The organism is Bartonella taylorii (assembly GCF_023920105.1).
GTDB classification, from domain to species: domain Bacteria; phylum Pseudomonadota; class Alphaproteobacteria; order Rhizobiales; family Rhizobiaceae; genus Bartonella; species Bartonella taylorii.
Window position 1 is genome coordinate 952,786 of sequence record NZ_CP083693.1, and the last position, 20,302, is coordinate 973,087.

Below are 20,302 nucleotides of genomic sequence, written 5' to 3' on the forward strand. Positions count from 1 at the left end.
AGAATGAGTAACGTCTGTAAAAATAATAAGGTTTTTTGCAAATTTGCAAGTCCGCAAAAAAGTAGTAGATACAATTTAAAGTATAGTTTTTTCAGTGTACAAAAATATTATCTATTCAAGCTGAGACTGTAGATGTTGTCATGATAAAAAATCATCAATTATAGTTTCATGGTTTTCCTACAGTTAGAAATTTTCTGTAGGATAAAAAAGTGATTTCTTTCATAAAACAGAAATCATGCATCACCAAAAATGTGCCCCATCCATACATTCATACATTTACATGCTGAATGTTATAAACCCAATATGACAAAAAAACAGCCGATGTATTGCATAAATTTGATCTTAGGTTTTTCATTTTCTAAACCATATACCGATATACAGCGCTAAACAAAATGAACAACTCATGAAAACAACATACGATATCTTCAACCTCATGAGTCCAATTCCTAACTGTTCTAAAATCATCCTTATCAACATGTTAGCAGTGTCTCCAGAATGATAAAAAAGGATTTGGATCATAATATCGCAGTTACCGTCAACACATTTACTGATTTTCCTGTTCTTGGATAATATTCTTTTATCCTTATAATATCTTTGGAAAATTACCACTTATTGCTGCCCTTGTTATCACCCAACAGCGATGAATCAATGGTAAAGTTGCACTTTCTTGAAAAACTGCGGCTCCCAACTGTACCGCTTTTTGAAGAGATGCTGGTATAATGGCCAATGGAAGAAATGCTGGTTTAAGCATTTTAGGCAAACCACTAGAATACTCGTAAAATTTGATATAACGATCTCGCGATAACGCTACCATAGCTTCAACAATGTAGCACTTTTGTTTATCACTGACACGATTAGCTTCCAAATCCTCCCTATCCACTCCTACAGCCTTTAGCATATCATCAGGTAAATAATATTGATATCGTGACTGCATGCATGATAAAAGGCGCAATATACCACTTAATCCTTGAGCAATCCCTGCATATTCATAAACATTTGTAAAATCTTGTGCCGCATCAGGATCTAATATCTGACAAGAAAGCTGTAAAATTATACTCGCTGTCTCGTTACAATAGAATTCGAGATCATGAAGAGTTGCTATTGGATTGTGGTAAAGATCTAAAATCTGTGCATCGCAGTAACGTAAAAAAGCTGTTTTAGGCAAATTAAAAAGCGTCATTGCTGTAAACAAATCACTCAGAATCGGATTATTTTTATTCTTTTGCATTTCACCATTAGCGATAGAGTCATACCACCAGCGTAATCGTATCTCACCGATAAGCGGATTATGTACACTTTCACGAATACGAGAAACTTCTACATTAAAAGCATAAAGAGCAGCTAATGCTCTACGCTTTTTTTTAGGTGCAAATAAAACCGATATATAGCGATCACGATCTGTGGCACGTAAAATACCAAGACAATAAGGAAGAAAATCTATCATTTTATGACACCTATTAACTTCCTTTTTTAGTAATTAACATTCTATTTTTATTCATATTTAAAAATGATAGATGATCAAGTACAGCTAAAAGAATAAAACTTTCAAAGGTACCTCTACACTGTATTACGAATTAAAACTTCTTTTCTAGGTATTTTTTAGCAGCACCAAACAGCCAAAGTATTTTTATTTCTAAAAAGTTAACTTCGAGCTACAATATAGCCATTTTAGAATGAAAGTTAATAAACAGGGAAATTATTACAAAGACCTGTCGTTTGCATCTACGCTTCTACTAAAATGAAAGAGCAGATAATAATTACCTTGAAGCATAAACGAGTCAAATGCATAAAATTTCATTCGCTTTTACATGCAACCGAGAAAAGCTATTTGCCTTTCGATGTCAGAATATCTCATAGCATCACCTGCAAAACTATAAAAAACTAGAAAGAGGCAAAGGTAAAACATTTGAAAAACACTAATACGCTGTTTAAGGAGTTGGGCATTTGATACGTCGAGTCTGTGTGCTCAAAACAATTCAAGTGCAATCTGTTCAAAAAAAAAACGGAATGGCTGTTTGGATAGAGAAAGACATTGAGAAATATTATTACAAATAGCATCATGGAACGCATGAGCATATCTAAATTGAAGTATTTCTGTATACAGGTTTAAAGATGAGGGCGATGCAGTATGAATCGCTGAAAAAATAGAAAAAATGATATGATTTATCTAAATAGAAAAAAATAAATTTCAAACAGATGCCTTTCTTCCTATTTTACCTAAACTAAGAATCATTAAAATTAATCTTATCGAGCTTGAAACATTCATTTGTAGAAAAACTGCAAAAAACTAACCAAAACAAGTTTTTGCGCCTGTTTTATAATACTTGTACTCAAGCAGATAAAAAAAATCAGCGCAGAAATTTAAACAATCAGCAATAACATGCTCAGCAAAATCAGACATAGTAATGTCACAACTTAAAATCCTTTTTGACTGGACAGATGATAGAATACTATCTCTTTGTACAAAATATGCTAATTATAAAAGTTTCGCTCTTGAACCGACAAAAAAGCTCCCCCAAAAATGAGAGGTAGGAATAAAAAATTCTATAAAATCAATAAATATAATAATTTTCTTGTATTTAACTGAGGCATTCACTGTATTAAATAATCCATTATTCCACCGCAAATAATAACGCCGCAACTGCACGATCCTCAGCTAACAAAACATTAAATGTACGTACTGCTGCTCCCGTACTCATTGTATCTGATGAAATACGCTTTTCCCATAAAAGCACCCGTAATTCTTCAGGTAATCGCAATAATTCAATACCAGTACCTATTAACAAAACGTCAATATAAGATGATTCTTCTAAAACACGAGATATATCCCCTTGCGTGGGAATAGGTCCTACCATATCAATACCATAAATACCTGATGGCACACAGATAATAGAACCTCTATGAGACATATCAGCAAAACGAAATCCACCATTTCCATAAGCATCAATAGGTGCACGCCCTGGAAAATGTGCTTCACGGATTTGAATTGCATGGAACATAAGTAAGCATCCCTTATTTTTGAAAACTCAATTGCGTTTTCTTCTCCCCTTAAAAGTCAGAAAAGGGTTTATAGTAAACGTTGATATCTTAATCATAATCCATATAGCACAATATTGATGCAAAATCTTTTATGAGAAATACACCTTGGTAATACAATAAATATATGAAAAGTTCGCAATAAATCGTAACTAAATGCTACATTTATTGAAACAGATCATCTCTAAAAGAAAGATCTATCTTAACCTATTTGCTTAAAAACACAAAATCTCTGTTATACCAAAAACAATGACCTTATTCACAGGATAAGAGAATTTGCAGCAATACTCCGCAAATGAAATGTCTTTTATACAAAAGACAGCTCTTTTTATAAAAACTTGTCGTAAAAAAACATAACAAACTGCAATTATATTCTAAGATTCATTTTCCTTTGATACAGCCTTTTTCTCTTTAAATGCACTCACATTTTCTTTCGCTGTAGTTTTAGATTTTTGCAGTGTTTTTGTTTTAACATTAAATTTTGATTTTTTTTCCACAACCGGTTCGCCTTTAACACGAACATCAGCTAGTGTTGAGCGAATAACGCGAATATGTATACCATCACTAATTTCAACCTCTAACTCACCACTCTCATTGTAAACTTTCGTAATCTTGCCGATAATACCACCGCCGGTTATAACTGTATCACCACGACGCACAGCATTAAGCATTTCTTGACGTTTTTTCATTTGCGCACGCTGTGGACGAATTATAAAAAAATACATAATTGCGAAAATTAAAAGGAACGGAATAAAATTTACAAGTGAGGTCCCATTGGAAACACCGCCTGCAACTTGAGCATAAGCGTTAGTAATCAACATTTTTATCTCCTATAGATTAAACTTCAGGTATTTCTCACTTTAACTAAAATAAAATTTGGGCTCAGAAAAAAGCTTTTTAGAGGATCTATCATACAAAGCGATAACTACATAATGTAATTACAGCCTTATAGGAAGGTAATAAATCTTTAAGAGATAGAAGGCAACGGACAAAAACTTCTTAAGAACAGATTTATTTTTATATCATTAAATATAGACATTCTCACTAATCGGAGAAATAAATGATACAAAATAATTTTCCTCCCTGCCAATGATCCCATCCAACTGTTCTCCTTAGCCTTATACTTTTTCCATCGAAATACTCTTGATTTAAGAAATTTGTTTGTTTTCTTTGAAGCCATCTACTCTATAGATTTTCAAGATAAAGTCATTATGAGTTAGTTTTCTAGATACTTGATAGGATTGACAGGTAATGAATTCTTACGCACCTCGAAATAAACACGTGGAGTTTTGACATTTCCTGAAACACCAGACTTAGCAATCTCATCTCCACGTCGTACCTTTTGTCCTTTGTCAACAATCAGCTTACTGTTACATCCATAAATAGTAATAATATTGTCTTCATGTCGAATCATAACAACATTGCCGAGCTCTTTTAATCCATCACTCGCATAGATAACAACACCATTTTCCGCTGCCTTTACCGATGAACCTTCTGGTACAGAAATGTCTATTCCTCGATTAGTTGCCGTTCCTTTTTTCTCACCAAACTGGCTTAATAAACGCCCTCGTACCGGCCAACGCATCTTAGAAATTCCTGTGGTTTGCGGAGTAACAATATTATTAGTACTCGTAATCGTCTCTGACAAACCAGTTTCGTTACTTGGTTGCATTAGCTGCTTAGAAGAATTTTTCTCAACACTTGAACTATTCATCTTGGCAGAAGGAAGAGTTGTTACAGGAGCTTTATATACAGGAAGAGGCTTCTTGTGTTTTACGGAAGACGTAACTTGAGACTGGAATGAAGATTCTGTTGTTGATGCCACCGCTAAATTATCATTGTGAGTGCTCGAAGTTGCTAGTGTAGGCCTATTTGGGACCATAAGGAGCTGCCCGATATAGATGGAATTACTTTTTATACCATTTGCTAATTTTAATGCCTCAACACTAACCCCTATTTGCCGCGCAATGCTTAACAATGTATCCCCACTCTGGACAATATAAGAGTTTCGCCTAAAAATAGGAGAGTTATCCATTTGTGAACGCGAAAGCGTTCCGAGATTTCGTGGTGGTGTCCCCATAATTCGACGATCAGAAGAAGACATCTCACCCTGTTGTGAAGAATTATACGGAGCATTATCATCGGACCATGAATCACCACTTGTCTCCACAGGTGGCAATTCCGTACTTTGTATCATACCACCGTACGATAGCATTCGCTGATCTGCAAGCGCAGTCGTGGATACATTTGACCGAGTAGATACGGCACGATTAGAGAACATATTAGCGAAACGCTGCGTACCAGAACTACACCCCGTAAAAATCATTATCATCGCTAAAAAAGCTATTCTCTGAAAATTCTGCCGGAAAATATTACCCAAAACTTTTAAACACATAGCTTTGCTCACTCGTCAATACTCAACTCACTCTATTAGAGCTTTTTAATATTACCTAAGAGTTAAATTTAGATATTTTATTCATAAAAATATTTACAATAAGCTCAAAATGGATTTATCTAGTTTGCATAGTACTTTAGATTTAAAAAATTAAAGTATCTCCGCAATACCTTTAATAAAGGGTTGATAGCGCACTTGAAACATTTCTAAGCACTCAAATTGACTGCCAATTTTTGTATAGCGCCTCACCGTTTGTACCCCTTCATCAGGTCCTATAGCTTGAATAAGCATCCCATTTTCAGCTAAAAGTTCTAAAAATTCTTTTGGTTCATCAAAACGTGAGGGCCAAATAAGAATACGATCAAATATCCCCAGACCTGTAACAATACGACTTCCATCAACTTGCCGCACAATAATATTTTCAAGTCCCAAAGTTTGAAATTTTTGCCGTGCTAAATCAACAAGCGTTTTATAACGATCAACTGTTGTCACACGACCACTCAGACACGCCATAAGGGCAGTACAAAAACCAGATCCTGTACCAATTTCTAAAACACGATGCTTTTTTTTTAACGATAACGCAAAAAGAATCAAAAGCTGCTCTTCCAAACGTTCAATATATTCACCACAGTCAATGGGAATAACTTTATTATCATAAGCACTGTTGAACCAAGGAGCAGCAACAAACTGTTGACGCGGAATTTTTTCAAATGCCGCAAAAAAGCGAACATCATCAATTCCTTTGCTACGCATTTTTAGCACAAGGCCAGCCAATTCCTCACGAAATCGTAAAATACCCTTTTGCTCCATAGTATCATTCGATCTCCAATGGAGTAGTATTCTTATCGTAAACACAAATCATTTCTTTTAAAATGACAAAACCTTGCATTTGAATGCCATTATTTTTCAGAAATGAACGCATATTCAGTTCTCCTTTGATAAAATTAAGCAGCAATACAACGCATCCCCCTCATATAGGGTTGTAAAACATCTGGAACAATAATTGATCCATCAGCCTGCTGATAATTCTCAAGAATAGCGATAAGACAACGTCCAATAGCCGTACCAGAACCATTAAGACTATGGATGAATTCCAATGTTTTATCATCTTCTTTACGATATCGAGCATTCATGCGCCGCCCTTGAAAATCTCCACAAACTGAACAACTGGAAATTTCACGATAGCATCCTTGTCCTGGAAGCCAAACCTCAATGTCATAAGTTTTACGTGCAGCAAATCCCATATCCCCCGTAGAAAGAACTACTGTACGAAAAGGCAAACCAAGACGTTTCAACACATCTTCTGCACACTCTGTCATACGTTCCAATTCCATTAAAGATTGCTCTTTGGTAGTAATCGATACCATTTCTACCTTCCAAAACTGGTGTTGACGCAACATACCACGAGTGTCACGACCTGCCGATCCTGCCTCTGAACGAAAACAGGGGCTCAAAGAAGAAAATCGCAGTGGTAAATCTGATATCTCAAGAATTTCATTATTTACCAAGTTGGTTAACGGAACTTCTGCTGTAGAAATAAGCCACCGACCATCCGTCGTCTGAAAAAGATCTTCAGCAAATTTTGGCAACTGAGCAGCTCCGTAAACAATCTCATCACGAACAAGAAGAGGCACCGAAACCTCTGTATAACCATGCTCGTTAACATGCACATCAAGCATAAATTGGCCCAATGCACGCTCAAGCCGTGCCAATGCTCCTGAAAGTACTGTAAAGCGTGCCCCTGATAAACGACTTGCTCGCTCAAAATCCATCTGCTTGAGATTTTGACCAAGATCAAAATGTTCCTTTGGTGTAAAATCAAATGTCGGAGGTGTACCAAAATGCCGAATAACAACATTATCACTTTCATCTTTACCTTTTGGAACATCGTCCAATGGGACATTCGGGAGTGAAGAAAGAGCCTTCTCAAAATTCTCCGTTAATCGCTTTTCTTCTACTGTAGCAGAAGAAAGAAAAGCTTTAATTTCTTCAACTTCAGCTCTAAGGTTTTCAGCCATTTTCTGATCACATGCTGCTAAAGCCCGCCCTATTTCTTTTGAAACCGCATTGCGACGCTCCTGTGCCAATTGTACTTTAGCAACATGCGACCGACGTGCAAGATCAAGTTTTATTAATCTTTCCGATTGGGGCTCAATACCTCTCTTTTCTAAAGCTGCATCTAATTTCTCAGGGTGTTCACGAATCCACTTAATATCAAGCATCAAAATTCCTCATTTGCATCGTTTCTATTCGTTTCCTATCACACAAGACATAAACTTCTCTTAAAAGGATTTTTTTCTCTTTTCTATACAATAAGCAATTAAAATTGAGATCTCGTAAAGAGCTATCGTTGGTAAGGCTACTGCAAACATAGTAAAAAAATCCGAAGGAGTTACTATCGCCGCAATTATAAAAGAGAGAAGAATAGCCCACTTTCGTTTAGATACCAAACCATGAGAAGTTAAAAGTCCAACTCTCGTTAAAAGACCGGTCACAAGAGGTAATTGAAAAATCAAACCAAAAATCAGGATAAATGATGTCATAAAGCTCAAATAATCAGAGATACGAACTATAAACTCTATTCTTAAATGTATGTCCGGAAGAAATTGCTGAGAAAGGTTAAACCAAAGCATTAGTGGAGCCAAAAGGACATAAACAAATGCCCCTCCAATACAAAATAAAATTGGACCACCAATGAGAAATGGTAAAAAAGCTATACGCTCATTTTTATAAAGTCCTGGTGCAATAAAGCTATAAAACTGAAAAGCTGTATAAGGAAACGACAAAATAGCTGCTCCAAAAGCAGCAAGTTTCATCTTCGTTAAAAAAGTTTCCCATACTTGTGTTGATTGCAAACGAATACTCTCAGGATTACCACCTGATATTTTCATTGCCCACTGATAAGGCCATATCAAAAAGTTCAAGATATAATCTTTGACAAGAAAACACATCATAAAAGCTATAAAAAATACGATTAGAACAGCAATAATTCGCTGACGGAGTTCTATTAAATGTTCTAAAAGTGGTGCCGTATTGACCTCAACTTCATCTTGCTTAACATTCATGACACATTTTCTTTATCTTTAGAAGTTACAGTAATACTTCTCGAACTATGAGAATCAACAAATACCGTTAAATCTTCATTGGCTTTGTGCTGATCACGTCTCAAAGTTTCTTTTTTGTCTGATTTACGGTGCGTTACCTTTATATCAAAATTATCGCGGATATCCCCTACTGCATCATGAATAGGATTAAAAGTCTCTGTTACCTCCTTGCTTAGATTAAGATCACTGATATCCGATAGTGGCTTTTTCAAATCATCGAGTTCAACTTGTCTCATTGCATCATCAAACTGGTAACGAAATTCATTCGCTGTTGAACGCATATAAGCCATTGCCTTTGCTATTGTCCTTAGCATTTTAGGTAAATCTTTCGGCCCAACTACAATGATGAGAACAAGTAAGATCACGAGAAACTCTGGCCCATCAATCCCAAACATTGTTTATACTCAACTTTCTTATTTAAAAGAATAATGCACAATTATGATCGCATCTTTTTTACTTTGCACGCTGTTTTTTAGCCACAGATGCCTTACCACCTTTAAAAGAGGAAGAAGCTTTTCTACGCGTTGCTGCACGCTTGGCTGATAATGGCTCAATCTGTTGAGGCTTAACATCAATTGTTTTGGAACAATCAACCATTTCAAGCTTATCCTCAACACTGTCCTCTTCTTCCTTTATATTCTTCTTGAAAGCTTTAATCCCTTTAGCAACATCACCCATTAATTCAGAAACCTTACCACACCCGAAAAGAACAAGGACAATCAATAAAATGACAATTAAATGCGTTGGTGAAAAAATATTACCCATCACTCCCTCTTACTGCTTTTAAATTTGATTTCATTTGTTCATGCTCACTTTGAAGAAATTATAAAATATAGCCATATCTTACCTGTATATTTTCTTCTCAAGTCAAAGACAATCGCACATTTTTTATTGTAAAATAACTTTTTAGTCTTTCTCTTCTTATGCTTAGCCTATTATAATAGGCGCAGATAAATCAAAAATAGCAAACCTCTTCAAAAAAAAATTCAAAAGGCTTGAAAATTCTTTTCTTAAAAGAAGCTTCATCTGTATTGCGATATCATACACAACAACCTAATCATTTAGTGCATAAAAACAAAACTTACTCTTTCACCAATACCTAAGATCATCACATCACTTAAATGCGCTTGTCAAAAATTTTTCCACAATACCATGTTAGCGTTTTGCACCGATCTGTCTCTCTAAATTTAAATATGTTAGCTTTCTTAAAAGCTACAATAAAACTTTTTTAACATAAAACCGTCATTTTATGTTAAAAAAGAGACTTGGTAAACAATCATACATGTGCTAGATCTTCGGCATGAATTATCGGCATATTTATCATGCTGGCAATTTTGCTGATGTTTTTAAACACATTATTGTCACCCGCATTGTAGAATACCTTAAACGCAAAGAAAAAGCTTTTCGCGTTATAGATACACATGCTGGAATCGGCATTTATGATCTCTCTTCTTTAGAAGCACATAAAACGGAAGAGTGGCGCGAAGGCGTCCAACGGCTTTTTTCAGCTCCTATCCCAGAAAATTTAAAAGCACTCCTTTGTCCATGGTATGATATTATTGATGCTCTCAACGAGGAGAAAAAAGAAATCGTATTCTATCCTGGCTCTCCTGTTCTTATTCGTAAATTATTGCGTAAACAAGATCGACTAACAGCAATTGAATTACACGATGAAGACTATCACATTTTAGCAAAAAATTTTGCCGGTGATTATCAAACAAAAGTTCTGCATTTGGATGGTTGGCTTTCTTTAAATGCGCATTTGCCACCAAAGGAAAAACGTGGATTTATTCTCGTTGACCCTCCCTTTGAAAAACCTGGTGAATTTTCCCGCCTTATTGAAGGACTGATCAAAGCGTATCGTCGTTTCCCTAGAGGAGTTTATGCTTTATGGTATCCTGTTAAATATGACAAAGACATTGAGAATTTTCTTCAGGCACTTTATCAAACAGGAATTCCCAAAATTCTACAACTCGAAATGCGTATTCGAAAAAGTTCAATACCACCTACAATGAATGGAAGTGGTATGATTCTTATCAATCCCCCCTATCTTCTGGAAGAAGAAATGAAAAAACTTAGCTCCTTTCTTATAAACCGTCTTGGACAAGACAAAAATGCAAGGGTGATTAATAAATGGCTCCAGAAAGAACATCCATTATGTTAGATACTTTCTCTTTATATCCACTTTTAATCAAAATATTTTTCGTAAAAATCAAAAGCATTAAGCTGCTCAAAAATATTGTAAAATCAAGCTATCGATTTCTTTGATTTTACCATATCACCCCTGAATGCACATCATAATCAGCAGCACAGATTTGCTTTTTAACAAAACCTATTTTTGGAGTCTTCCATCATCACAAATTTATCATTCTCAATAGATAAAAGTTAGCTAACTCGTAAACGATTGTCAGAGATCGCCTTTAAGTTTTTATGAAAAGTAATAACTCTAAAATTGAATGAGCTTATGTCATAATGCGTTATTTATAGAAAAATAACTATAAGCACATAAATAATAGTATTTGACGGATAGAACATTGCATATGAAAAGCATAAAACATTCTTGGATAAACTGAATGATTCTGAAAAAAAATACAGCTTATCCTCAAAATGAACGAGGAAAGCTTTCCTTTCTCTCTCATATTACATGGGATAATGCTAATCAAGAAAATGATAAAAAGCAATTCAAAGCTACCAGACTCATACAAGAGTTTGTCAAACATCTTCCGCATAAACCTGGGGTTTATCGTATGGTTGATGAGAATGGTGATATTCTCTATGTTGGCAAAGCACGTAATCTTAAAAAACGTGTTTCAAGCTACGCTCGCGAACAAGGACACAACAACCGTATTGCTCGTATGATTCGTGCTACATACCATATGGAATTTGTCGTTACTCACACAGAAACAGAAGCACTACTTTTAGAAGCCAATCTCATCAAAAGATTGCATCCACGTTTTAATGTATTACTGCGTGATGATAAAAGCTTTCCTTATATCGTTATTACTGATGATCATCGAGCACCTGCACTTTATAAACACCGAGGTGCCCGAACACGAAAAGCTGATTATTTTGGACCTTTCGCCTCCTCAGGTGCAGTTACACAAACAATTAATGTTTTACAACGCGTTTTTTTATTACGCACCTGTACCGATGCAGTTTTTGAAAACCGTACACGCCCCTGTTTGCTTTATCAAATTAAGCGCTGTTCTGCTCCCTGTACACATGAAGTCAATGACAATGATTACAGAGAGCTTGTTAGAGGAGCAAAAGCTTTTCTTTCTGGAAAAAGTCAATACGTTAAAAATGATATGGTTCAAGCTATGCATAAAGCCGCAGAAAACCTCGATTTTGAACAAGCAGCAACCTATCGTGATCGCTTATCGGCCCTCTCTCACATACAAAGCCATCAAGGTATTAATCCTCAAACGATAAAAGAAGCAGATGTATTTGCAGTTGCACAACGGGGTGGAGTAACCTGCATTCAAGTGTTCTTTTTTCGCATGGGACAAAATTGGGGAAACAGAGCCTATTTCCCTAAAGCAGATCCATCCTTTTCTAGTGGTGAAATTTTAGCAAGTTTCCTCTCCCAATTCTATGATGATAAGCCTCTTCCAAAACTTATCCTTTTATCTGAATCAATTGAAGAAAAAGCGCTTCTTGCGGAAGCGTTTAGTCTAAAAGCAAATCGTAAAGTACTTCTCTCTTTACCCAAACAAGGTGAACGCAAAACCCTTGTTAACCATGCACATATTAATGCTCATGAAGCACTTGGACGCAAGCTTGCTGAAACAGCTACACATACAAAATTACTTCAGGGGCTTGCTGAAATATTCCAGCTTCCTCGTACCCCATGTCGTATAGAAGTCTATGACAATTCTCATATTATGGGGACAAATGCAGTAGGTGCGATGATTGTTGCAGGCCAAACGGGATTTATTAAAAATCAATATCGTAAATTCAACATCCGCTCGACCGATATCACACCTGGTGACGATTTTGCTATGATGAAAGAAGTCATTAAACGAAGATTTTCACGTCTTATCAAGGAGCATGATCTGCCTAATAGACGTAATAACATAAAAGATCAAAACGATGATTTTTGTCCTCTTTGGCCTGATCTTATATTAGTCGATGGTGGAGAAGGACAAATAAACAGTGTGCATACAATATTATCTGAATTAAAATTAGACGATTTTATCACGGTTATTGGGATAGCTAAAGGCGCTGACCGTAACGCGGGACGTGAACGGTTTTTTATAAAGGGTAAAACACCCTTTACACTCCCTCCACGTGATCCTATCCTTTATTTTTTGCAACGTCTACGCGATGAAGCGCACCGCTTTGCAATTGGAACACATAGAGCAAAACGAAAAAAATCAGTGTTTAAAAATCCGCTTGATGAAATAGAAAATATCGGTCCAACAAGAAAGCGTGCATTGCTTCATCATTTTGGAAGTGCAAAAGCTGTCGCTGGGGCTTCACTCGAAGATTTAACAAAAGTCACAGGCATTTCTATTATGATTGCACAAAAAATTCATAATCATTTTAATAAAAAATAAGCTTGTTTCATAAGCTTTGCCTTGTTACGTTTATGAAATAAATCATATTTTACAAAGAATTGAAAATGACTCTATGAAAAATCATACTTTTTCTTTTCCAAATATTCTTACTTATGCACGGATCATTGCGGTGCCAATGGTTGTTGCATGCTTTTTTTTAGAAGGACGACTACAATCAAGCGATATTGCACGTTGGATCGCCGTTTCTATTTTTGTTGTTGCATCTATTACTGACTTTCTTGATGGTTACCTTGCTCGTATTTGGGAACAAACATCTAATATTGGTCGCATGTTAGATCCCATTGCAGATAAGCTTCTCGTATCTGCCTGTTTGCTCTTGCTTGCCGCAGACAGTACCATTGCTGGCTGGACATTATGGGCAGCTATTATCATTCTTTGTCGGGAAATTCTTGTATCGGGATTACGTGAATACTTAGCTGAATTAAAAGTCAGTGTTCCTGTTTCTCGTTTTGCAAAATGGAAAACTTTTGTACAAATGATAGCGATCGTTTTTCTCTTAGCGGGACCGGCTGGTAATAAAGTTTTCCCTTACACAGTGGAATTTGGCATCACCATGCTGTGGATTGCCGCTCTCCTTACATTGTGGACAGGATGGGATTATTTCCGTGCAGGCTTAAAACATGTCATTACATGAAAAACGCTGAACTCCACATGCACTTTCAAAGAAATCCATGACCTCATAAGAAGAATCCCGAAACAGAATATTTTGGGATTCCCTTTATTTATACATACTTTTATTAACCAACAATTTCCATTTCAGAAAACCAAAAAGAAATTTCTATTTTTGCAGTTTCAGCGCTATCTGAACCATGGACAGAATTTTCACCAATCGACAACGCATGGACTTTACGGATTGTCCCTTCCTGTGCATCCATAGGATTCGTAGCGCCCATCACTTCACGGTTTTTAGCTATTGCATTTTCGCCTTCTAAAACCTGTACAATTGTTGGACCAGAAGACATAAAATCAACCAATTCGCTAAAAAATGGGCGTTCCCTATGAACTGCATAAAATCTTTCAGCTTCACGCCGACTCATCCACACACGTTTAGACGCAACAACACGCAGCCCCGCTTCTTCAAGCATTTTTGTAATTGCTCCTGTCAAATTACGACGCGTTGCATCCGGTTTAATCATCGAAAAAGTACGTTCTACAGCCATTTACCACCTTTATTGCATTCATAATATTATCTGGCCGTTCTATAGCGAGCTAGAAGCCTTTTGCCAAGTGACTATAGAAAAATCTGCACCAATTTTCAAAAATGTGTAATTAATCATAAAATAAATTTTAATAAAAAATAGAAATAGCAATGGTACCCCATACCCTCAGAACCATACCATTTCACCAAAGCTAGATCTATTTGCACAGCCCGAAAAGCCACTCTTTTAAAGATTTCTCATCACAGAGAAAGAAAAAAATATAGCACGCAGCAAAGCATATAGACTCTATAAAAAGCAGTCTTCTCTCAAAGAACGTTGCCTAGATATCCAATGACTACGTGCAAAACAACTTTACATTTAAAACTGATCAGAGAACAAAGATACGATCAAAAGCTATAGCGTACACCCAAAATACCTTGGAGTGACTGCTTCACCTTACGCCCTTTGACATAATGTGCTTCCGCATAAAGCTTTAATTTATCACTGACTAAACTGCTCAAACCAACTCCTAACTTACCTACATTCCCTGATAAGTCTGTAGTAAATTTATGTAGTTTATTAATCGTTGTACGATTGTTATCCTTATTCTCTCGCAACCATGCTGCCGTAATGTAAGCTAGTGATGAAGTATCTATGCCCAATCCAAATTCATATCCTAAAGATAATCCAACCTCACTACGCAATGAAATCGATGGGCGGATATCACCTGTCATTTTGTTGGAAAGTTTGATTTCTTTACCTTCAACTTGCATCCACGTGAATTGTGCATAAGGTTGTAGCCAACTGCTCTTTGACGTCTTAATACGATAACCAGCTTCAAAGGAGCTCCCCACTGCCCATTGAGTATAATTTCCTTCAATATCTAAACCGTTCGTTGAAACAGCCTTCAGACCATTCTGGTAACGATTGTATTTCAAGATACTGTCTACATACCACCCACTATGATCAAAATAAGTAGCATAAGCTCCAATGCTATAAGTGGTTATGCCACTAATCCCACCTCGTGCATGCGCTACACGTGCTTGATCATAACTACCAAAACCACCAATATAAAACTCTCCATTTGTTAGCTCGCTTAAACCAGTTATACCTAGAACTACACCCGTCTGCTCAAGCTTAAAATCTGTATGACCCGTTGCAATGTTTTCTTTGCTCTTGATCGCATATGTCCATAGAGCGGCATTTTTCTTATTTCTATCTAGAATTCCTCTTCCCGCACGTACAGTTTGCAACTCATTGTGAAAAACAAGCTGAGGGACTACAGACATAGATAACACCGCATCCGTAGAGGGAGTGGTCAAAAAGTGAGAAACTGAAGGCTCCTGCCCCAATTGTGTAAAAGGTTGATCCTGATCACTAGGGCGTAAAATCATTTGATCAGCTAAAGATTGAGAAGCTTCTGAAATAGCAGTCTGTTGTTTTGTATCAGAAAGATGATGAGGTCTTGCTGAACCTGATACTTCAATAACTTGATTTCCTTGAGTTGAAGATACTGAAACACTAGAAACATTCTTTGCTTCCCTTAAATGACGGGGAGGCCGTGGTTTAGCTGGCTGTTTTTTAGTATGTTTACGAGAATTAGTATTTTTTCTTCCAGAAGAAGCGCCTTGCTGAGGCCATGTACCATTACCAGCAGATAATGCAAGAGGAATCTTCGTTTTCTTGTTTACACACTGTGTTTCAGTATTAGAAGGTTCTGAATTCTCAGAGACTCTACCTAAATACCAATTCGTAAAATTACCACTAGAACTAGCACATCTATCTCTCTTCAGCAATTGATACTGATATGTTCCACCATCGACAGTTGCAATTTCCTTGCCAGTACGATCTTCCAGAGTAAAATTAGCTCCCTCATTTTGGCCTCTATCGGTAATTAACGGAATCTCAGTAATCAAACTATTTTTTTGTGAAAAAAGACCTGTAATTTCAGCACCAGAATCTGTAACGCTTATTTTGTGATTACCTGAGCCTTCAGTGATCGACAAGTAATCACTCGCATCCCCCGTAGCACTAAGATTGAATCGAAAATGCAAACTTCCTGAAAGTCTCTCAACATGAAGTGAAATATGTTGTGGATCATATGGTATAGAAGTAAAAATAACAGTCCCATCCTGCCCCCCTAAATCTTCAATTTTAATTTGAGGTTTTTCCTTGTTATTCCGATCACCAACCAAAAAGAATATCTCATCACTTCTTCCCTCTATAGAAAGTTTCTCTTTAGTGATATGATCAGTAACATCCCCAGCAAATAAATAAAGTTTTCCACTATCATTAACCCTTACTTCTCCAACTACTTCTTGTACACCAACATGTAACCACGAGCCGGCTGTGCCATTAATTGTTAGACCATCCAGAAATCCACCAGGATATACAACTTGAACAGCACTATCCTGCAAGGTAGTACCATAAGACTCTCCTCCCATTAAAACATGCTGCCTACCATTCCCAGAGACCTCAGTATTCATTGAACGTCCCCCCTCTTTTCTATGCCCCATATAAAGATTTTGTTCTCCTCTTCCTTTAACTTTCGTATTCCAAACCCATGCCCCATCATACACATTTTGTTGCCCTATTACTCCATCTTCACCAGAAACTATGGTATTATATGCGCTGCTTTTTCTCTCCACGCTCGTAAGATCAAGACCTTTTTCTTCATAAATAAACTGCTTACCACCAAGGACTTTGGCGTCTGTCGCAATTCCTCCGCGCGTAACTATTTGCATCCCTCCTTTTTTAACAGTGACACCTATAGAACTTCCACCACTCTCAACAATCTCGACACCACCATCTTCGATCGTAATGTTATTGCTAAAAGAATTGTGAGTCAGTGCTGAACCTTTTGGTACCTTCCCCCCACTCGTCACACTCGTCACATTCGTTAGTTCCTCATTCCTCTTCTCATCTGCATTGACAATTTGCACAAGACAACTACTGACTATCAATACTGAAAAACCTAGTTTGCATTTATGCTGCATCATCCACACTCCATTCTCAATTATTAGACAAATATCCCGCAAATATGTTGGTAGTCTATTTTAGATTGTATCATAATGTGTTTTATTTATGTCTAAATACACTTTTTTAGTGTGCAATTTTAGTTATACAATTATAAATTGTATAACTTCATAAAATGCAAATTATGCCCTTATGTTCAGGGCACAATTTGTAGGACTTCAATAATAAATGAAAAAAAACAGCACCTTTAACAAAGCCTAAAATCACTCTCAATGTCTATATGCTCCTGAGAGTGCATAGGTATTGAATGTTTAGCTTACGAAGATAATGAGATTTCTAAGATTAAACAGCGCGTAAAATGCATATTTAGAAACTATAACGTAATCCTAAAATACCTTGAAGTGACTGCTTGATTTTATGCCCTTTCAGATAGTGTGCTTCCGCATAAAGCGTTAGTTTCTCGTTGACAAAACTGTTCAAACCAATTCCTAATTTACCGGCATTTCCAGACAAGTCTGTGATAAACTTATACTGGTTATTAATTGTCGTATGATTATTATTTACATTCTCGCGTAACCAAGCTGCTGTAATGTAAGCCGTTAATGAAGTTTCTGCACCAAAAATAAATTCATGCCCTGCAGTTAATCCAACTTCACTACGGAACGAAGTTAATGGGCTTATATCACCTGTCATTCCATTAGAAAGCTTGATTTTTCTACCTTGAGCTTGCAAACCTGTTAACTTAACATAAGGCTGCATCCAAGTACTTTGCGCCGGCTCAAAACGACAGCCAATCTCAAATGCCCCACCTATCGCCCACTGATTATAATTGCCTTGAATGGCTAAACCGTTCGTTGAAATAGCTTTCAGATTATCTCGGTAATAGTTATATTTCAAAATCCCGTCCATATACCACCCACGATTATCAAAGTAAGTCGCATACGTTCCAACGCTATAACTGCTTATGTCGCTATCACCGCCTCGTATATGAGCAATGCGTACTTGATCATAACTACCAAAACCACCAATATACAAATCTCCATGTGTTAACTCGTTCAACTGATCAGCACCCAATACTATACCTGTCTGCTCAAGCTTAAAACGTGTATGGCCTGTAGCAATACGTTCTCTGCTTTTAATTGCATAAGCCCATAGATCTGTATCTTTTCTGTGTTGGTCCATAATCCCTCTCCCAGTACGTACAATATCCAGCTCATTATTAAAAATAAGTCCAGAAGCTACTGCTATGGAGAGCACTGCATCAACTGAAGGAGTTGTTGTTTCCCCACCAGGAACCAACGGGTTTACTGGATCTGGAGGTACAGGATCATCGATGCGATCGGCAGATAAAAACCAAATTTTTCCATTCTCGTCCTTTCTCTGTTTCAAACCATACATATAGGTTCCACCATCGATAGCATTAATTTCTTCACCAGCGATACCTACCAGAGTAAAATGAGCCCCACCGCTTTGATCCGTAATTAAATCACGCTTATTTGAAGAAGGATCGGTGATTTCTACACCAGAATCAGCAACACTTATTGTGTGACTACCTTTGCTCTTCTCAATGAAGAGATAATCACCACGGTTATGTGCAATAGTGGTATTGAACTCAAAGTGTAAACTTCCCGAAAGATCATTAATATGAAGCTGAGAGTAATATGGATCAGAACCAGTAAAAGCAAAAATAACACTCCCCTCACCACTTAATTTCTGAATGAGAGAGCTTTTTCCATCAAACTCATCAGTGATAGAATATAGTTTTGTATCTTGTCCATTTAAAATAACATCTTCTACTTTAGTATGATGTTGATCATTTCCGGCATAAAGATGAAGCTGTCCAGAATGATTTACCAGTGTCTTACCCTCTAATGTTGCACCAGCATGAACCCATGATTTTGCTTCATCATTCATTGTTAGATTTTTTACAAATCCATCACCATATATTTCCTGAACAGCAGTCTCATTTAAAGAGACACCAATAGCCTTCCCTCCTTCTAAGACACGCTGTTTGCCGCCACCAAAGATTTGTGAATCAAACGCAGAACCACCATTTTTTGCGCTTTGAGATTTTTTGGCAATCTCTTGTATACCTCCTTGCATAACTTTCGTATTCCAAGTTATTCCCCCATCATATACCTTTTGTTGCCCCAGTATTTCGCCTCGTCCATAAATTACAGTATTAGAAGCACTACTCCCTTTAATCTGTCCTCCAACATCACCTTCCCCGAAAACAAGCTGTTCACCACCATAAATTTCAGTTCCTTCTACTTTTCCTCCATTCCCAACACTTTGTTGTCCGCCTTCCTTAACAACAGCATTTTTTGAAAATCCTTGTTTTCCATTTAAAGCCTGAATACTTTCAGTTCCACCATGTTCAATTTTGCTATTTTCACTAAGACCTCCTCCATAAACATACATCTCTGCACCATCCCTAACCGTGTTATTGACAGACCGCCCTGGACTATCCACCTCACCATCATTGGAAATATAGGCTTTAGCATCATTCACGAGTACAAAATTTTCCAGAATTGCTCCATCCTTAACAAAGATGAGTTCAGGCTTTTTACGTACTGCAAAATTTCTTTCTTTCGCACTCTGTTCAATATTGATAGCATTATTTTCATTAAGTCCTTGCACTTTGCTAAGCGATATTTCAGTATTTTTATCCACAGTGACAGCACTAAGCTTTTCAAAAAAGCCTGATTCACCGTGCGCCTTTACAATAATATTACCTTTAGATACTCTAATCTTTGTGTATTTCCCTGTTATCAAACCATCATTATACTGACTATGGAGTGTGTTCTCATTTACGCTATAGTCCGAAGGCTGATAAAAAAGCTGAGTCCCGCTCTCACCTGCAACTGCAGTTTGCACAAAATAGCTGCTGATTATGAGTGCACAACAGCTTAATTTCCATTTATATTGCATAACTATATCCTCCCCCCCTTCACGTCTGGGTAGACATCAAAGGTAATTAGCTCTGCATAATTTATTTTCAACCTAAAATTTTAAGAAATATCCTTAACAATCTATTAATATTATAAAAATTGCTATTCAAATTTCACTGAA

General features: G+C 36.7%; 15 protein-coding genes. 3 read left to right on the forward strand and 12 right to left on the reverse strand.

All coding sequences use genetic code 11. From position 1 onward, the window contains the following. Nucleotides 1-583 precede the first annotated feature (583 nt). From LBE40_RS04245 to tatA, 9 genes are all read right to left on the reverse strand, one after another. A complete protein-coding gene (locus LBE40_RS04245) occupies nt 584-1,444 on the reverse strand; it encodes a phytoene/squalene synthase family protein (protein ID WP_004860222.1) in 861 nt (286 codons plus the stop codon). Between the two features lie 1,168 nt (nt 1,445-2,612). Continuing rightward, complete coding sequence (locus tag LBE40_RS04250) at nt 2,613-2,999, reverse strand: Mth938-like domain-containing protein (protein ID WP_004860224.1); 387 nt, start codon at nt 2,997-2,999, stop codon at nt 2,613-2,615. Between the two features lie 411 nt (nt 3,000-3,410). Further along, on the reverse strand, nt 3,411-3,857 hold the full coding sequence (gene yajC / locus LBE40_RS04255; RefSeq protein ID WP_004860226.1) for a preprotein translocase subunit YajC: 447 nt from the start codon (nt 3,855-3,857) through the stop codon (nt 3,411-3,413). A 395-nt stretch (nt 3,858-4,252) separates the two neighbouring features. Continuing rightward, nucleotides 4,253-5,431, reverse strand: a complete 1,179-nt coding sequence (locus LBE40_RS04260; protein ID WP_004860228.1) for a M23 family metallopeptidase — start codon at nt 5,429-5,431, stop codon at nt 4,253-4,255. Between the two features lie 150 nt (nt 5,432-5,581). Further along, on the reverse strand, nt 5,582-6,241 hold the full coding sequence (locus LBE40_RS04265) for a protein-L-isoaspartate(D-aspartate) O-methyltransferase (RefSeq protein ID WP_004860229.1): 660 nt from the start codon (nt 6,239-6,241) through the stop codon (nt 5,582-5,584). Between the two features lie 134 nt (nt 6,242-6,375). Beyond that, nucleotides 6,376-7,653, reverse strand: coding sequence for a serine--tRNA ligase (serS, locus tag LBE40_RS04270; protein WP_004860233.1), 1,278 nt, complete (start codon nt 7,651-7,653; stop codon nt 6,376-6,378). Between the two features lie 60 nt (nt 7,654-7,713). Beyond that, nucleotides 7,714-8,496 carry a twin-arginine translocase subunit TatC gene (gene tatC / locus LBE40_RS04275; protein WP_004860235.1) on the reverse strand — a complete coding sequence of 261 codons (783 nt, stop codon included), beginning with the start codon at nt 8,494-8,496 and terminating at the stop codon, nt 7,714-7,716. Next, nucleotides 8,493-8,930, reverse strand: a complete 438-nt coding sequence (gene tatB, locus LBE40_RS04280) for a Sec-independent protein translocase protein TatB (protein WP_004860237.1) — start codon at nt 8,928-8,930, stop codon at nt 8,493-8,495. The genes tatC and tatB overlap by 4 nt, the downstream gene beginning before the upstream one ends. 58 nt (nt 8,931-8,988) lie before the next feature. Beyond that, nucleotides 8,989-9,300, reverse strand: a complete 312-nt coding sequence (tatA, locus tag LBE40_RS04285) for a twin-arginine translocase TatA/TatE family subunit (RefSeq protein WP_252615231.1) — start codon at nt 9,298-9,300, stop codon at nt 8,989-8,991. 535 nt (nt 9,301-9,835) lie between these two features. On the opposite strand from tatA, the gene LBE40_RS04290 reads away from it, so the two are divergent. The 3 genes from LBE40_RS04290 (at nt 9,836) to pgsA (ending at nt 13,749) form a co-directional block, all read left to right on the forward strand. Beyond that, nucleotides 9,836-10,699, forward strand: a complete 864-nt coding sequence (locus LBE40_RS04290; RefSeq protein WP_004860241.1) for a 23S rRNA (adenine(2030)-N(6))-methyltransferase RlmJ — start codon at nt 9,836-9,838, stop codon at nt 10,697-10,699. 409 nt (nt 10,700-11,108) lie between these two features. After that, complete coding sequence (uvrC, locus tag LBE40_RS04295) at nt 11,109-13,094, forward strand: excinuclease ABC subunit UvrC (protein WP_004860244.1); 1,986 nt, start codon at nt 11,109-11,111, stop codon at nt 13,092-13,094. Nucleotides 13,095-13,167: 73 nt separating this feature from the next. Beyond that, nucleotides 13,168-13,749, forward strand: coding sequence for a CDP-diacylglycerol--glycerol-3-phosphate 3-phosphatidyltransferase (gene pgsA / locus LBE40_RS04300; protein ID WP_004860246.1), 582 nt, complete (start codon nt 13,168-13,170; stop codon nt 13,747-13,749). Nucleotides 13,750-13,852: 103 nt separating this feature from the next. On the opposite strand, the gene ndk is transcribed toward pgsA, so the two are convergent. The 3 genes from ndk to bafA (LBE40_RS04315) form a co-directional block, all read right to left on the reverse strand. Next, nucleotides 13,853-14,275 (reverse strand): nucleoside-diphosphate kinase, encoded by a 423-nt coding sequence (gene ndk, locus LBE40_RS04305; RefSeq protein ID WP_004860248.1) that lies wholly within the window; start codon nt 14,273-14,275, stop codon nt 13,853-13,855. 386 nt (nt 14,276-14,661) lie between these two features. After that, nucleotides 14,662-17,250 (reverse strand): BafA family autotransporter, encoded by a 2,589-nt coding sequence (gene bafA, locus LBE40_RS04310; protein ID WP_252615234.1) that lies wholly within the window; start codon nt 17,248-17,250, stop codon nt 14,662-14,664. 346 nt (nt 17,251-17,596) lie between these two features. Next, nucleotides 17,597-20,161 carry a BafA family autotransporter gene (gene bafA / locus LBE40_RS04315; RefSeq protein WP_004861631.1) on the reverse strand — a complete coding sequence of 855 codons (2,565 nt, stop codon included), beginning with the start codon at nt 20,159-20,161 and terminating at the stop codon, nt 17,597-17,599. Nucleotides 20,162-20,302: the final 141 nt, after the last annotated feature.

Bases quoted from the DNA above. Each gene is read 5' to 3' on its own strand.
- LBE40_RS04245 (WP_004860222.1), bottom strand. From the start codon at position 1,444: ATGATAGATTTTCTTCCTTATTGTCTTGGTATTTTACGTGCCACAGAT.
- LBE40_RS04250 (WP_004860224.1), bottom strand. From the start codon at position 2,999: ATGTTCCATGCAATTCAAATCCGTGAAGCACATTTTCCAGGGCGTGCA.
- yajC (WP_004860226.1), bottom strand. From the start codon at position 3,857: ATGTTGATTACTAACGCTTATGCTCAAGTTGCAGGCGGTGTTTCCAAT.
- LBE40_RS04260 (WP_004860228.1), bottom strand. From the start codon at position 5,431: ATGTGTTTAAAAGTTTTGGGTAATATTTTCCGGCAGAATTTTCAGAGA.
- LBE40_RS04265 (WP_004860229.1), bottom strand. From the start codon at position 6,241: ATGGAGCAAAAGGGTATTTTACGATTTCGTGAGGAATTGGCTGGCCTT.
- serS (WP_004860233.1), bottom strand. From the start codon at position 7,653: ATGCTTGATATTAAGTGGATTCGTGAACACCCTGAGAAATTAGATGCA.
- tatC (WP_004860235.1), bottom strand. From the start codon at position 8,496: ATGAATGTTAAGCAAGATGAAGTTGAGGTCAATACGGCACCACTTTTA.
- tatB (WP_004860237.1), bottom strand. From the start codon at position 8,930: ATGTTTGGGATTGATGGGCCAGAGTTTCTCGTGATCTTACTTGTTCTC.
- tatA (WP_252615231.1), bottom strand. From the start codon at position 9,300: ATGGGTAATATTTTTTCACCAACGCATTTAATTGTCATTTTATTGATT.
- LBE40_RS04290 (WP_004860241.1), top strand. From the start codon at position 9,836: ATGAATTATCGGCATATTTATCATGCTGGCAATTTTGCTGATGTTTTT.
- uvrC (WP_004860244.1), top strand. From the start codon at position 11,109: ATGATTCTGAAAAAAAATACAGCTTATCCTCAAAATGAACGAGGAAAG.
- pgsA (WP_004860246.1), top strand. From the start codon at position 13,168: ATGAAAAATCATACTTTTTCTTTTCCAAATATTCTTACTTATGCACGG.
- ndk (WP_004860248.1), bottom strand. From the start codon at position 14,275: ATGGCTGTAGAACGTACTTTTTCGATGATTAAACCGGATGCAACGCGT.
- bafA (WP_252615234.1), bottom strand. From the start codon at position 17,250: ATGCAGCATAAATGCAAACTAGGTTTTTCAGTATTGATAGTCAGTAGT.
- bafA (WP_004861631.1), bottom strand. From the start codon at position 20,161: ATGCAATATAAATGGAAATTAAGCTGTTGTGCACTCATAATCAGCAGC.